The following is a 14,086-nucleotide window of genomic DNA, read 5'->3' as shown; positions in this document are numbered from 1 at the left end:
ACACGATCGCAGGTGGTTATGCACGGGTTTTGCTCTATTTTACCTGTTTATCTTGCACTAAACTCTCGATCGCGCGATCGAAACCCAGGCCACGTCAAGTGCGATCGATATATTCAGCAAGCCCTATCTAAAAAGTGCAGTTGGCTGCCTCCCTCGGTATTAACCCCAATCACCAAACCTTTCTTCCCCCAAGGGGCGATCGCCTTCGGTACAGCGGGCCCACTAAAACTCCCTACTTGAATTCCTTGAGTGTTTAATATCACCATCTGCCCCTCAAAATCTGCCAACACCCATCCCCAATTAGCAACACAAGCAGACACCGGGAAACTGTCAAGGGGAAGTCGCGCCACTTTCAAAGGCCACAACTTCATCAACAGCACAGCGGCTTTACCACCTTGGGGAATTCCCAACAAAGTATAAGGTTCAGGTGTCAACAGCAGTTGCCCCACGCTCGCCGATAACTGGACAGCACCAACTGCTGTGCCACGACGAGTGTAAACTCTGAAAGTAGTTTGGGGATTTTTCGGCTCGTTATCGGGCCAGATAGCTAAGACGTGTCGCCGATCCAAAAACATTAACTCTGGCAAGTAATGTTCTGGTAGGGCAACAGTCGCAATGGGTGGTAGGGCTTTTTTGCGATCGCCCCCAGAGTTGTTTGCACCTAAAGAATAAAAGCGTAGTTCCCCCGGAACAGCTACTGTCAACCAACGCCCCTCAGAGTCAACAGCAGCTTTACAACCATCAGGCCCTTGCCGGACACCTAGATCTAGTAAACACTGAGGCTCCCAACTAGAATCGCTCAGCCAGTAAAGTTTTTGCCCAGAGACAATGCAGCAGCCGTGTGTTGTTGGCAAAATGTCGCGCACTGTATCCGGCATTGATATAGAAGTTTCGGTTTCTCCTGTAACTAGCTGATTTCCAGGCTGACACCAAACCTTTACCTCTGTACCCACAGCAGCGTAAAGATAGGTTTCAGTAGCAATTAAAGTTGTCAGCCCACCAGGAAGTATCAGTAGCTTTGACTGGGAGAACGCATAACCCACAGTCTCAAGTAAATTAATCGGAGGCTCCGATATTTTTGCCTCTGGGACTTGTAGCCCCGACTCAGTTTCCGAATTCAGACTTTTGGACTCACTGGTTTCGGGATTTTCCCAAGGAATAATGCCATCTCCCAATTGCCTCACAGCGGGGTCGTACATTACCAGTCGCAGGGCTTGAGCCATTTGGGAAGCACTGGCAAAACGGCGGGCGGGCAGCTTTTCCAAAGATTTTTTGACTATGGTTTGCAACGGTTCCGGCATTGCATCAGGCAGTTGCAAACGTTGATTCAGGTGCGCCCACCTCAAGTCTCCAGGTGTTCCACCAAAAGGTCGATAGCCCATTAATAACTCAAACAACAGAATTCCCACTGCATATATATCTGACATGGGAGAGTAAAGACCATAAAACCGCTCTGGAGCCATGTAAGCAGGAGAACCTACGGTAGCGTCGGGAGAAATTTCTTGGTGGAGGCGAGTAGTCCCAATTTCTGGCAGTCGGCGGGCGATGCCGAAATCTGACAGCCGGGGAGACCAACCCTTGGAGCCTAAAGTCAGGAGGATATTTTCTGGTTTGATGTCGCAGTGAACTACGCCTCGACGGTGAGCGTAGTCTAAGCCGGCTAGCACTCCCATAATGATCTGCAAACCTTCGAGCAGTCTTAAGGGACGGTCTTGTTTTAGCAAGTTGCGGAGAGTTCCTCCCTCGCAGTAGTCCATAACTAAGTACCTGCCTGTAGCTGTGTGTTCTAGGGCTCGGCAGGTGACAATGTTAGGATGCTGCAAGGTAATCAAGAACCACAGCTCCCGCAAGAATTCGCTAGTTGGGGCTTTTTGATGGCTGAGTTCTTTGAGAGCTACCAGTTGACTGGTGAGGCGAGAGTCTTTGGCGGGCGTTTCTCGAACGCTAGCACAAAAAACTCGACCAAATTGTCCTTGTCCGACTAGCCCTAAAATGCGGTACTTAGAATTTTGCATCAGTCTAATTATAGAAAAAGCTTGAGCTAGTATTAAAATATGTAAACAATTCTGACCAAATTCAACTTTTGAATCGATCGCCTGGTACTGCCTATGTTATCTCAGGTTCAGTCTCAGCCTCCTTGAGATCGATCGCACCGTTGCATCTACTCAAATCCTGAAGTCTCCGATTCAGTATAAATCTTCCCGGATTCGCGTGCTGGATCTAAAAGGGAAATCAGGAGTAGAGAAGAGATCTATCTATGAAAAAACCCGCTTTCACAGAGCTAGTGCATCAGTTATTCAATACTCAACTTGACAGGATGAAACATCAATATGGTTAAAATTATTAAACTAGACCCAATTGCCGAAGAAATGGCAGTCGAAACGCGATCGAATATCCTTTCCGCCTTACTTTCCAAAGACTTAGACGTTCTCAAGGAGTGTGGAGGTCGGGGGATGTGCGCTACCTGCCACGTCTACATTAAAGAAGGCATGGAAGGTTTGTCTGACATCAACCGCCGCGAGAGGAGGACCCTGGAGGTCATTACTACAGCTAAAGCCAATTCGCGATTAGCTTGTCAGGCTCAAATTATGGGCGAAGGTGTAGTCGTGCAGTTACCGGCCGGGATGTACATTAATGCTATTGAAAATGTGGAAGCTCTCATCGGTCGGCGAGCTCAGCAAGATTTGTTACATCCAATTACGGGTCAAGTAGTTGTAGAATCGGGAAAGTTGATCACCCGCTCCATCGTCACTCAGCTTAATGAAACCCGCTTCCAAGTAGGACAGTATTTAGTTCGCACTAAAGAAGCTTAAAACTGATATGTTGGTCTTTTACCAGCTATTACATACCACCCAAAAAATCCTATGTTGAGTCAACTTTCGCGTTTAAGTGTGGAAGCAGATGGACGTTATGCATCTGCGGCCGAGCTCCAATTTTTGAAAGACTACTTTCAGTCTTTGAACCACAGGATGAGTGCTTATAAAAAAATTCAAGCCTCAGAAAAAGAAATTCTTAGCCAAGTGGAAGCGCAAATGCAGTCTATAGACCCAAATATATTTCGGCGGGGGTCTCAAGATGTGACTGCCAAATGTCGCCTAGATGCTGCGATGGTTTTGAGGCACTCGGCTGCTGCACTGTTAATTAATGATACTGAACGGTTGCGCGATCGACTTTTGCTTTGGCTCCAAACTATTTTAGGCCCTTTTCACGCTAAAAATAGTTCGTCTGTGACCTACGATGTCATGAAAAAGGTGATCAAACAACATCTCACTACTGAAGAAGCCAACCTATTTGTGCCAATTCTGGACATTAACCGCAGTATATTGGGCAAATAATCCCTACAAAACAGCTAGTGAATTTAATGGTAAATTTTACCATTGGGGAGAATTGTTTCCATCAGTTTTACTCCCCTCAAATCAGCCTCGGTGAGAATTGCTCCTCGAAGGTTGGCTCCTGTCAAATCAGCTTTTCGTAAGTTTGCCTTACTCAAATTAGCTTTGGTGAAGTCAACTTGATGGAGGCAAGCATCAGAAAGGTTAGCATTGATCAAGTAGGCTTGACTAAAGTTAGCTTTGGTGAGGTTTGCTCCACTCAGGTTAGCTTCCATGAGATAAGCACCGCTAAATTTGGCTTCGTTTAATAATGCTTCTGCCAAATTGATTCCGGTTAAAAGTTTCCGGCTTAAGTCTATGCCGCTGAGGTCGGCTCGACTGAAGTTGACACCGCTTAAGTGGCTGCCATTCAAAGTAATCTTTCTGAGATGAGTGTTACTCAAATCAGCTTTGGTCAAATTCGCTCTGTTCAAGCAAGCTTCCGTCAGGTCTGATTCGCCCAAACACGCATGATTTAAATAGGCTTCCGTCAGGTTTGCTCGCCGAAGATTAGCTTTTAAAAGATTGGCTTTGGTTAAATTAGCACGGGTCAAATTCGCGCCAGCTAAGTTGACTGCGGACAATTTTGCTCCGGTCAAGTCTGCTTCACTTAAGTCTGCGTCTTTGAGACTGGCTAGAGTCAAGTCTGCATCTTTGAGGTTTGCGCCTGTGAGGTTGGCTTTAATCAGATAGGCTTTATGGAGAATAGCATTGGTGAAAATAGCTTTGCTGAGGTTGACTGCACTCAAGTCTGCACTGGTGAGATTGGTTTTGATGAAAATTGCTTCGCTTAGGTTAGCCCAATTCAGGTGAGTTCCTGATAGATTGGCCTCGGTGAGGTTGGCTCCTGTGAGATTGGCTCCGCTCAGACTTGCACTCGTCAGGTTAGCTCCGGTGAGGTTTGCTCCGCTGAGATCGGCTTTGCTGAGGTTTGCCCGACCGAGATGAGCTTTAGTGAGGTCGGCTCCGCTGAAGTTAGCACCGATTAAGTAGGGTCGAATCTGGTGTTCGTTCAGGTTTGTCAAAATTAGAGTTGGAGCATCGCTGGAACTGTATAAGTCGATGGTACTTAGGACAATTCCGCGTAGGTTTGCTTGTCTAAAATCTCTTTCGCCTGCTGCATATCGATTTAGGAGTTCATTGGCATCCATTGAGATTGACACCTAAGTTCGAGGTTGTTGGTAATTTTAAAAGTTATAAATTTATAGAATAATTATGATTTTCAAAACCCAACCTAACCTACTTTATCTATTTGAGCAATGCTATAGCTATAGAGCTATAAAATAAATTAATTCTTTTGAGAAAGTTGAGTCATAATACTTTCGTGGTCTTGTCCTTCTTCCACCATAGAATTTCCGGCTTGGAGGCGATCGCGCAAACCTAAAATAAAACGGTTACAATCAGAACCCAGGGATTCACAGGAAGTTTGCAAACAGTGAAGTTCTCGACCTGTAAGTTGAGTAAAGAAGGAACTTAAGATACCTGCTTCTAAAAAACAGGCTGGTAGCTTCGACTTAGGGGCTGTTTTAGCAAACAGAGAGTTAGAAATTTTTACTACTAAAAACCCCTGGTCAGAATAGCTGGAGTCAAGTTCAAATGTTCCCCATCCGTGGCTTTTCCAACACTGTTGTAGGCACTGAATAAATTCTACCATTTCCATTTCGGAAACTGGCTGACCGTAGTAATCGCTGACTTCTTCGCAAAAACGCACGTAAAAGTTTTTGCCCCACCAGCGACCGCAGTTGAATAGCACTAGGCGGGAAGCTTGACCGGTTTCTTGTTCTAAGCCGATGTAAATGGCTTGAATCAGTGTTTCTGGAAGTGCTAGGAGCCGATCGCCCCGGCGATTTTCGAGCAAGCCTAGCTCCAAGTCTCCTCTGACGTAAGCATCTCTGGCAAAGTAGTTTCCTGGAAGTCTGGGCTGTTTGAGTAAGTCTGCAATGTTAATCATGGGGAATTGGGAGTTGGGAATTGGGAATTGAGGAATTTGGGAATGGGAAATTTGGCTTATTTTTTACTATTTTGGTCAATAATAAGTGACTCTGCTTGGTCTAAAAATGGCTGCAATATAGCGCGGGCTTGCTCGGAAAGCAGTTCTTTCAAACGCTCTTGCAAAAGCTGGCAAACTGTTGCTTGTATCTTGTGAGTTTGGTGGGCTTCAACAATGCCAGAAAGCCAGTCTAGGAGGCGTTGTTCGATAAAATTGCGGTCGTTCAACAGCATCGCCATAGCGCAGTATCGTAATACTAAAAGCCAATTTTTTAGCGTTGTTTCTAGGATTTCTGGTTTTTCATCTGGGAAGGTTTCTTGTAGCTTATTCGCTACTGGTTGGAAGATGCTTTCTTCTTTGTCTCGCAAAAATTCATAAATTTTTAAGCGCTGGGAAAGTACGGCAGCTTGACGCTTAAAGGCGGTGATTTCTTCGGGTTTGAGAAAGCGATTTTCTGCCTGATCTAGAAGTGCTTCAATCTCAGGGTGCATAATTTTAAGTAAGTGGTACAAGGAAGAGGAAAAAATGTCCTTCGACTGCGTTTATGCTGCCCTTCGACGAAGCTGAGCCAACGCGGTGCCGCTTCGCCCAAGGGTAGCCGAAGGGTTCAGGAACCAAATCAGGCAAAAAGATGGCACTGTTTATAAATCAATATAACAGGGCTATCAGTCAAGTTTTTCTGAATTTCCGGTGTTTCGGAAATCTTGCTTTGTGCTAGGGAAGATCCGTAAGTATTAAAACAAATCAAATAAGTCATCAATGGTCACTTCTGCACTTTCATTAACCGAAATTACTGGCGATGGTGGTGGTGGGGGCATGGCGCCTACTTCAGGAATTCCTTCCCAAGAAATAGCCCTAAAAAAGTCTGATACTGGCATGGTAAAACTTAGTAGTTTGCCATTAACATATCCCTTCTCGGTTTCTAAGGGTTTTCCTAGCCAATTGTAGTTACCAAAGAATTCTTGGACAGATTGTTTTAACCAAGAAGTTTGACTTTTCATCGCAATCTTTCACCATTTTGGATTCGATTTTGAATGTCGCGGGCGTTGGCACCTTCGTTGAGCCAGAATGCTGCTGCATCTATTTTGTCTGGGTTGCCGAGCAGGAACTTGCAATAGGTTTCTCCCATTGAGTAACATTGGAGTTCGATGCAACTCAGAGGCTTTTTGACTAGAGAGCCGAAGAAACCGGCAAACAAACCGGCGTAAAGGTGACAAACTGGTTTGCCCACGTCGCCCAAGGTGCGAGCAACTGCTGAGTCAAAGAGGTTGATGAAGATGCAGCCATGCTTGCGATCGCTCATGTCTACTTCCCAGCGGCCCCAACCTTGAGCTGTGAACGGCCACCACCAAGTTTCTAGTAGAAACATCAGATTTGACTGGCGAATGTTCTGGCTGAATTCGGCGCTGAACCATTTTTGAAAAAATTCGGAATCTTGGAGTCCCCACTGGCAACCAATAGTATACATGATCACAGATGAAGCAGGACCGACTTCTTCTTCTAGTCCTTCTACCAAACCGATGATGAAGTCTTCGCTGGTAAAAATGTTGCGCGACTCATTCCAGTCGTTAATTGTGCCTCCAACGCGATCGAAGGCAAAAAAGTCTTGAAACCTATAGTGGTTGTGACTTTTGGGATGCTTTTGTTTCAGTAAGGACTCGGTTGGGACAGAGATTTCTTTGTTGGGGGTATAGACCATTGGTTGGTTACTGCTTATTTGGTAATATTGATTGGGTCAAATTTTTGGTCCTTTGAGCCGATCGACTCCGAAGACAATTTGACTAGCTTCTGTATCTAATTTAACCTGGTTCTTCCAAACAGACCGCATAAAAGTTTTTGAGGTAACACCAGAAGTTAAAATTATTGTGGGAGTATTTTTCAAATTTTAGATATCTAATTGACTTGACGAAAGTCGGGTTAAGCTTGAGGAGCTAGTACCTAGCTATGTGCTATCGTTTTGTGCAAGCTGTTTAATATCTAATATATTTAGCTGAGACCCCCCATATATTTAGCTGAGACCCCGCAAGGGAATTGTAGGTGCTTAAAACCGCCCGTGCGATGCCCGCTCGCGAAGGCGAAGGGTAGTCGAAGGGTCAAAGGGTCGTTTCCAAATCAGGGCATTAGCCACGCTTGTTCCCCACTTACCGAGCTTTTTTATGAAACATCACGCTTGTATTGCCATAGGCATAAATCAATATCAGTTACTTCAGCCTTTGAGCTATGCCCAAGAGGATGCAGAGGCAGTCTACACTTTCTTGGTTGAGGAGGCTGGTTTTTCTAAGGATGGATGCCTGCTGATGACGGATAGTTCGCCGTCGCTGTGGGGTAACTCAACCTATCCGAATCGGGAAAATATTCTGAAGTTGACGGAAAATCTCTGCGCCGAGCACTTGCAACAGGGAGATTTACTGTGGTGTTTTTTTAGTGGCTACGGTGTCAGTCATGAAGGGAAGGATTATTTGATGCCTGTGGATGGGAATCCGGCTGACATTCCGGGTACGGGGATTCCGGTAGAGTTGCTTTTGAATACTCTGAAAAAGGCTCCTACTGAAACGATGTTGGTGTTGGTTGACATGAACCGGAGTCAAATCGTGAAAGCGGGGGAAACTATAGGGGTTCAAACTGCGGATTTGGCCCGGAAGTTGGAAATCCCCACGGTGCTTTCTTGTCGGCCGAATCAAGTTTCGCGGGAGACTTCAGCTTTGCGCCAAGGGTTTTTTACGACGGCGCTTTTGGAAGGGCTGCGATCGGGACAGTGTATGACTCTTAAGGGCTTAGACCGTTTTTTGAGCGATCGACTGCCTGAGTTGTGCGATCACCATTTGCGTCCAAAACAGGAACCTGTGATGGTGGTCAATCCTCCGGGAAAAGCCCATTTGGTAATTTTACCGGATGTTGCTGGGGTCGCAACTTCTGCTTTGGCGGGACGCAATGGCAGTATGACGGTTGATGCCGAGAGTAATGGTTTCGATCGCCCGCTAATGGGTGTGGCGACGGCTCAAATGGATTTACCTCCTGCTACTGGTAACTCTCAAGATGCCCAAACTGAGCCGAGTCGGACTCCTGTGCCAAATGTTGCTGGGTCTGCTGACAGGGGTGGCGATCGATCGAACTTGCAGAAGCCAGAAGATGTGGATAATGGGGCTTCGGATAAGTCGTTTTTGCAGCAGCTAATTTTGTGGAGTGGCGCTACGGCTATAGTTCTGCTGTTGGGTGTGTTTGTCACCAACAGGTCAATTTTCATAGGTCAGCAGGAAGGAAGCCCCAAATTGACCGCTGAGAATGCTCCCAAACCTTCGCCTCAAAAGTCTGGGCTCAAGTCTGTAACTCCTGGCGCTGGAGTGTCCCAGAAGCAACCCCTGGCTGTATCGGTAGACACTGCAAGTAAGCCCAAGCCGCAACCTTCTAGCCAGCAGGTTTGGGCTGAGGCGAAAACTTTACTCAAGAATGGTTCGGCTTCTAGTTTTAATAATGCCGTCAGAAAGGCTCGTTCGATTCCGCCTACAGATCCACTTTATCCCCAGGCTCAGCAGGATATTGAGCGCTGGAGTTTAACGATTTTGGATATAGCTAATGGGCGGGCTGCTAGGGGTGATTTCCTGGGGGCGATCGGGGCTGCTAAATTGATGCCTGATGCTAATAAGCCGATTTACAATCAGTCCAAAGAGGCGATCGTTCAGTGGCAGGATCTATCCAAGCAACAGCAATTAAATACTGCTTTGATATCTGCTGCTAAGACAAAAATCAAGCGAGGCGAGGCTTCTTCTTATAGTAAAGCTATCGAGCAAGTTAACAAGATTCAACCCGGTGAGCCGAAGTATGAAGAATCTCAGCGTTTGACAGGAGAATGGAGCGAAACTATCCTGAAGATTGCTCAATTGCGTAGCTCTCAAGGGAAGCTTAAAGATGCTGTTGAAGCTGCGTCATTAGTGCCATCGGGGACCAAGAGTTATCAGCCAGCTCGGAAGGCGATCGCTGAGTGGAAAACCAAGCTGAAACAAAATAAAAAAGGTTGATTTAGGTACAATTTTTCAGCTTTGAGTTATGAATTATGAGGGAATTAACTAAAATTTCTAACTCACAACTCATAACTCAAATTTTAGTTATTTAAGCTTGTCTATGCGAATACCCGCCTCTCAAAAGGCGTGTTTTTGCATTAGAAGTATCCCACAAAGGGTATCAAGGTGGGGCAGAATGCCTAACCCACAATTATGGAAGATGTCTATTTTAGTGACTATCATTAATTAGTAGACATGAGACTTTTGCCTGAAGGCTACTATATTTAAAAAACAGGGTTTGTAGTTAAATTTTGGTTTCTTTTTGGTTTCTTAAAATTAGCATTTGAGTCTGCGAATCTCAAAACCGACATTCCGCACTCTCAACTGTCACTATCTGTTTTTATTTACAACATATCCAATATCTCGCATCCAATATCTTGCAGCGACTGAGACTACTGATTAACACTACACAATATAGCTGCTCCTGTAGTTCATGAACCTGGAAAGAGAACGTATCTAGTTTTTCTATGGCACTATAAACAACAACAATCCTCGCTCAATACAAAAAGCTAGCAAGTAAGGCAACTTCAAAACATCCCTCTGATTTCTGACCAGATCGCCAAGTTGAAGAGACTCCTTCCCTCTTGGTTATTCCCTCTTCCCTCTTCCTTCTTTCTTAGAAAATTTCTGGGTTATGGTAGTGCCAGTAACAACACGTATGTCTTAGGTTATAGTTCAACCCAATTCATGTTGACGGATCTAAAAAACACAGGTTAAGCTGGCAGTGTCTCTCTGTAAAGGGGTCGATCGCTTTTCCAATCACAGGGGTAAAATCCGGGGGGTCAAGCAGCTAGAGATAGTGTTGAACCAGGGCAATTCAGGAAATCAACATTAGCACTAAGTTCTGCTGTCTGGCTAGATGGGATCAAAACTTGTAACAGTTCTTAACTATAAAAAAAACTTTCAAAACTGCTAGTATAGTGACACTTTTGTTGGCAAAAACAGATAAAGTAAATAAAGTTGGCTAGCTTTACACACCACAATCCTCACCTTGGGGATCTGGAATCGATTTGATTCATAGATAGTGGTTTGAGAGTTACAATTGGAATCAAAGCATCGCTATTTAACAGAGTTCTCTACTTACTTTTACTTTCAGCTATGAACGTGGATTTTATCAAAGCCCAAGTCAGGTTACTACAGGGTGCAAGTTCATCGGAACGAGAAACCCTTATTAAAAACATCGGCGTCTGTGCTGGCGTTATCAGACCCGGAGAGTATGTGACTCCGCAGCGGAAGCACGCTATCACTCTCTGGTTGCAAACAAATGCTGTTAGACTCCGGCTACCCCAACTTCCTCTGGATTTGTCGGGACACAAGCCTTAAGAAAGATCGACAGAGATTGAAATGCTGTTCAAAATTTAGCTAAACTTCTGTTGGAAAAAGTAAAGCAAGTTCTGGCTGATGTTGAGACTGTGAAATCCTAGGAGGCGACTCCCCATAGTTAAGCAGTGAGAAAACATCAACTTACAGCGAGTAAATGCTGGTTAAGTTTCACAGAACGGATTATTGCTCAAAACCATAACCTGTGTTAATTGCTTTTAGATTGGAGATTCACGATTTATCTAATTTTGGATGAATTTTATATGTGTGGATCGGCTCGAAAATAATCCCTATTCAATAGGTATAAATATTTACCGGGGCAGCCATTAAACTGCCCCATACTTTTGAAAAAGGAGGGGGATTGTTGGCAAATAAATATAATAAACTGCTTGATTGGCCTGAAATAATTTAGTTGGATTGAACGGCGGAATAAATTATATATTTTATGGTTAGGGCTAAACGGAGAGACTTATTGAATTTAACTTGGTTCATCACATATTGATAGACAAAAAGACTGTGCAAAAAAAACAAAAATTTCCTTATTTAGTTGGTTCCCGATGGACAGCAAAGCAAAAAACTTGGGGGTGGCGGCATTTTCAAGTAGTCAACCGAAAAAACCAAGGTAAATGGGTATTTGCAGAAATGGTGGCGGCTTGCGATCCGAATGTCCGTTTCTGGCTGAATTCGGAACAGCTCACAGATCGATCGCTCTGGCAAGCTGGATGGCAGTCCACCCAAGAACTAGAGGATTTAGAAGTTGCAGAGTAAAATATTTGAGAATAGAGGGCCTAGGGCATGGAACCTAGTTAGTTCCTTTTGAGACAAGGAAGTAAGGCTTCCCATTTGCACTCTCTTGTGGTTGGATAAGAAGTCTACAGTATGAGCACTTTCAAACTAAAGCTTGGTGGATCAGCAAAGGCATAAAACAATGAAAAAAACTGTATCGGTCTTCGTGTGTTTGCTAATTACTGCTACATTGGGAGGTGGAGTTGCGCAACTGTCGATCGCAAGTCCAGGAGTCGATCGTAGCAAAAATCAAGCTGCCGATATTGCAGAACCCGCAGCGGACTTATCCAATCTAGTCATTCCTTTACAAGACTTACCTCCGGGTTTTACAGAGATTTCATCTGGGGCTGCAAATTTCAAAAATCAACTTAACCAGAACCCTAACTTTAAGCCAGCAAGTGTCTTCGCTTACCAAAAAATTGAGGACAAGCAGTTTCAATTACTGATCGGATTTACAACGCAACTATCCGATTCGATGAAACAAGCTAAGTTTGATGAGGAAATCAGTGCAGGGACTGCGGCTAAGGAATTCTCTCAAGGGTTAAATACTAACAAAGAAGTGCAGTTTACCAATCCTACTGCTTTAACTTTGGAAGACAAGACTGGTGAGGTATCCGCGGGCTGGAGAAGTCAAGGAAAATTACAAAATATACCAATCAATGTAGATTTTGCTATATTTAGGCGGGGAAAAATAGGGGCTTTTACGGCAATTATGTATATCGATGGTACTCAACCAACTTTAACAATTAACGATGCAGCGCGCAAACTCGACAGCCGGATGATGGAATTGAAACCTGATTTAACTAAACCGCAATAAATGTGGCATTGGAACCCGTAAAAAACGGTGTTTATTTTGGGTTCTAGTTCTAGATGTGAATAGGTAGGAAACCCTCGTGCTAATGACTGAATATGGTTATTCCCAATTCCCGATTCCCAATTCCCAATTCCCCAATTTCCCGATTCCCAATTCCCCAATTTCCCAATTCCCGATTCCCGATTCCCTAATGACTCGTTTAGCAACTACCATAGAAGCCATACTTTACCTCAAAGGTCAGCCCGTATCGATCGCAGAGATTGCGGAAATTGCCAAGTGCGATCGCACCGATGTCGAAGATGCCATCATCGAACTGATGTCGGACTCTGCTCACCGCGACAGTGCCTTAGAAGTGGTGGAAACGCCTACAGGATACAGCCTGCAACTGAGAGAAGAGTTTGCCAGTTTAATGCAAACTTTGATACCTCCAGAATTAGGTATTGGAGCTTTGCGGACACTAGCGGCGATCGCCCTCAAAGGTGGCATCGCTCAGCCAGACTTAGTTAATTTAAGAGGTTCAGGTGCTTACCAACAAGTGCAAGAACTTGTCGAACTCGGTTTTGTCCGCAAACGACGACCAAGCGAAAGCCGCTCGTATTGGCTACAAGTTACCGACAAATTTCATCGGTATTTTCAAGTAGATCAACTGCCCAAACAACTACAAATTGACTTTCAGGCAAATTTGTACCCAAGCAATGACGAGTAGTTTAAACTAGAATGTAACAAGCCAGAAATTAAGAATCGCCAAATGGTTTTTCACCCTGACTTTGACAGTTCCAATGCCAAACAAGCCACAGACAATCCACTTTTGAAGTACCTCCAACACCAATCCCCAGAGGTTTTAGATCGCGTTGCCAAGTCCGTCAGCCCAGAGATCAAAGAGATTATCTCTCACAACGTTCAAGGACTTGTAGGCATCTTGCCTTCAGACAATTTTAGCGTGCAAATTACTACCGACCGAGAAAACTTAGCGGGTTTGCTGGCTTCAGCGATGATGACTGGCTATTTTCTCCGACAAATGGAGCAAAGGATGCAGTTAGAAGAACATTTGGCAAGCACCAGCTCGATTAAACCAAAATCTGCCGACGGCAAATAAAAATTTGAACTGTTTGGGAAAGATGTTTGGAAAAGACAGGCTCAAAAATGGGTCGAGGGCGCGAGGGTATGAAAGTCATTCAAACCAAACCAAGAATCAAATTCATCCTCGCTCCCCTGCGACTAGCCACCGGCCGAGTTGCCTGAAATGGGAAAAGCACCAGGACGCACTTTAACTTTCTGAGTTTGACCCTGACGGTTGATTTCCATTTCCAGTTCTTTGCCTACAGCAGTATTTTCCACCCTTTCTTGTACGTCCCCTGGATTATCAACCGCAATGCCGTCTATTTTGGCAATCACGTCTCCGGGACGCAAGCCAGCTTTTTGAGCGGGGGAATTTTCCACAATGCGGGTCACGGCTACTCCTTTATCGAGGGAAATCTTAGCATTGAGCTGTTTGTTGACTTCTGCCTGTGTCGCGGGAGTCAAGCTGACCATTTGAATGCCGAGATAGGGATGTTCCGCTTTACCTTTGGCGAATAGCTGATCGGAAACTCGTTTGGCAGTTTCGATGGGAATGGCAAAGCCCAAGCCCTGAGCATCGGCACGAATGGCAGTGTTGATGCCGATGACCTCACCTTGGTCGTTGAGTAGTGGGCCGCCAGAATTGCCGGGGTTGATGGCGGCGTCGGTTTGGATAAATCTGACTCGT

14 protein-coding genes are annotated in these 14,086 nt (G+C 44.9%); 7 read left to right on the top strand and 7 right to left on the bottom strand.

Annotated features, from left to right (window positions below; translation table 11 throughout):
- Nucleotides 1–113 precede the first annotated feature (113 nt).
- On the bottom strand, nt 114–2,015 hold the full coding sequence (locus AAFP11_RS27295; RefSeq protein ID WP_341739848.1) for a serine/threonine-protein kinase: 1,902 nt from the start codon (nt 2,013–2,015) through the stop codon (nt 114–116).
- Between the two features lie 315 nt (nt 2,016–2,330).
- On the opposite strand from AAFP11_RS27295, the gene AAFP11_RS27290 reads away from it, so the two are divergent.
- Both AAFP11_RS27290 and AAFP11_RS27285 read left to right on the top strand, forming a co-directional pair.
- Entirely contained in the window at nt 2,331–2,813 is a 483-nt protein-coding gene (locus AAFP11_RS27290; protein WP_341739847.1) for a 2Fe-2S iron-sulfur cluster-binding protein, read from the top strand.
- A 51-nt stretch (nt 2,814–2,864) separates the two neighbouring features.
- Nucleotides 2,865–3,335, top strand: coding sequence for a phycobilisome protein (locus tag AAFP11_RS27285; RefSeq protein ID WP_340525360.1), 471 nt, complete (start codon nt 2,865–2,867; stop codon nt 3,333–3,335).
- A 23-nt stretch (nt 3,336–3,358) separates the two neighbouring features.
- Here the strand turns inward: AAFP11_RS27285 and AAFP11_RS27280 are convergent, their stop codons facing one another.
- The 5 genes from AAFP11_RS27280 to AAFP11_RS27260 form a co-directional block, all read right to left on the bottom strand.
- A complete protein-coding gene (locus AAFP11_RS27280) occupies nt 3,359–4,522 on the bottom strand; it encodes a pentapeptide repeat-containing protein (protein ID WP_341739846.1) in 1,164 nt (387 codons plus the stop codon).
- Nucleotides 4,523–4,659: 137 nt separating this feature from the next.
- Nucleotides 4,660–5,322 (bottom strand): V4R domain-containing protein, encoded by a 663-nt coding sequence (locus tag AAFP11_RS27275; protein ID WP_340525356.1) that lies wholly within the window; start codon nt 5,320–5,322, stop codon nt 4,660–4,662.
- 56 nt (nt 5,323–5,378) lie between these two features.
- A complete protein-coding gene (locus tag AAFP11_RS27270) occupies nt 5,379–5,852 on the bottom strand; it encodes a phycobilisome protein (RefSeq protein WP_341739845.1) in 474 nt (157 codons plus the stop codon).
- A gap of 243 nt (nt 5,853–6,095) precedes the next feature.
- Nucleotides 6,096–6,362, bottom strand: coding sequence for a hypothetical protein (locus AAFP11_RS27265; protein WP_341739844.1), 267 nt, complete (start codon nt 6,360–6,362; stop codon nt 6,096–6,098).
- Complete coding sequence (locus tag AAFP11_RS27260) at nt 6,359–7,060, bottom strand: V4R domain-containing protein (protein ID WP_341739843.1); 702 nt, start codon at nt 7,058–7,060, stop codon at nt 6,359–6,361. The genes AAFP11_RS27265 and AAFP11_RS27260 overlap by 4 nt, the downstream gene beginning before the upstream one ends.
- 457 nt (nt 7,061–7,517) lie before the next feature.
- On the opposite strand from AAFP11_RS27260, the gene AAFP11_RS27255 reads away from it, so the two are divergent.
- From AAFP11_RS27255 to AAFP11_RS27235, 5 genes are all read left to right on the top strand, one after another.
- On the top strand, nt 7,518–9,377 hold the full coding sequence (locus AAFP11_RS27255; protein WP_341739842.1) for a peptidase C14: 1,860 nt from the start codon (nt 7,518–7,520) through the stop codon (nt 9,375–9,377).
- Nucleotides 9,378–11,255: 1,878 nt separating this feature from the next.
- On the top strand, nt 11,256–11,507 hold the full coding sequence (locus tag AAFP11_RS27250) for a TIGR02450 family Trp-rich protein (RefSeq protein ID WP_341739841.1): 252 nt from the start codon (nt 11,256–11,258) through the stop codon (nt 11,505–11,507).
- 160 nt (nt 11,508–11,667) lie between these two features.
- Nucleotides 11,668–12,342, top strand: a complete 675-nt coding sequence (locus AAFP11_RS27245; RefSeq protein ID WP_341739840.1) for a hypothetical protein — start codon at nt 11,668–11,670, stop codon at nt 12,340–12,342.
- A gap of 187 nt (nt 12,343–12,529) precedes the next feature.
- Complete coding sequence (scpB, locus tag AAFP11_RS27240) at nt 12,530–13,045, top strand: SMC-Scp complex subunit ScpB (RefSeq protein WP_236508362.1); 516 nt, start codon at nt 12,530–12,532, stop codon at nt 13,043–13,045.
- Between the two features lie 42 nt (nt 13,046–13,087).
- Nucleotides 13,088–13,435, top strand: a complete 348-nt coding sequence (locus tag AAFP11_RS27235) for a DUF760 domain-containing protein (protein WP_341739839.1) — start codon at nt 13,088–13,090, stop codon at nt 13,433–13,435.
- 122 nt (nt 13,436–13,557) lie between these two features.
- On the opposite strand, the gene AAFP11_RS27230 is transcribed toward AAFP11_RS27235, so the two are convergent.
- On the bottom strand, nt 13,558–14,086 hold a 529-nt coding region (locus tag AAFP11_RS27230), incomplete at its 5' end, for a PDZ domain-containing protein (protein ID WP_341739838.1).

Origin of the sequence: Microcoleus sp. CAWBG640, from assembly GCF_020883015.1 — a bacterium.
In the GTDB taxonomy this organism is placed as follows: Bacteria; Cyanobacteriota; Cyanobacteriia; order Cyanobacteriales; family Microcoleaceae; genus Microcoleus; species Microcoleus anatoxicus.
This window is presented reverse-complemented; position numbering and strand designations above follow the sequence as displayed.

Bases quoted from the DNA above. Each gene is read 5' to 3' on its own strand.
- AAFP11_RS27295 (WP_341739848.1), bottom strand. From the start codon at position 2,015: ATGCAAAATTCTAAGTACCGCATTTTAGGGCTAGTCGGACAAGGACAA.
- AAFP11_RS27290 (WP_341739847.1), top strand. From the start codon at position 2,331: ATGGTTAAAATTATTAAACTAGACCCAATTGCCGAAGAAATGGCAGTC.
- AAFP11_RS27285 (WP_340525360.1), top strand. From the start codon at position 2,865: ATGTTGAGTCAACTTTCGCGTTTAAGTGTGGAAGCAGATGGACGTTAT.
- AAFP11_RS27280 (WP_341739846.1), bottom strand. From the start codon at position 4,522: ATGGATGCCAATGAACTCCTAAATCGATATGCAGCAGGCGAAAGAGAT.
- AAFP11_RS27275 (WP_340525356.1), bottom strand. From the start codon at position 5,322: ATGATTAACATTGCAGACTTACTCAAACAGCCCAGACTTCCAGGAAAC.
- AAFP11_RS27270 (WP_341739845.1), bottom strand. From the start codon at position 5,852: ATGCACCCTGAGATTGAAGCACTTCTAGATCAGGCAGAAAATCGCTTT.
- AAFP11_RS27265 (WP_341739844.1), bottom strand. From the start codon at position 6,362: ATGAAAAGTCAAACTTCTTGGTTAAAACAATCTGTCCAAGAATTCTTT.
- AAFP11_RS27260 (WP_341739843.1), bottom strand. From the start codon at position 7,060: ATGGTCTATACCCCCAACAAAGAAATCTCTGTCCCAACCGAGTCCTTA.
- AAFP11_RS27255 (WP_341739842.1), top strand. From the start codon at position 7,518: ATGAAACATCACGCTTGTATTGCCATAGGCATAAATCAATATCAGTTA.
- AAFP11_RS27245 (WP_341739840.1), top strand. From the start codon at position 11,668: ATGAAAAAAACTGTATCGGTCTTCGTGTGTTTGCTAATTACTGCTACA.
- scpB (WP_236508362.1), top strand. From the start codon at position 12,530: ATGACTCGTTTAGCAACTACCATAGAAGCCATACTTTACCTCAAAGGT.
- AAFP11_RS27235 (WP_341739839.1), top strand. From the start codon at position 13,088: ATGGTTTTTCACCCTGACTTTGACAGTTCCAATGCCAAACAAGCCACA.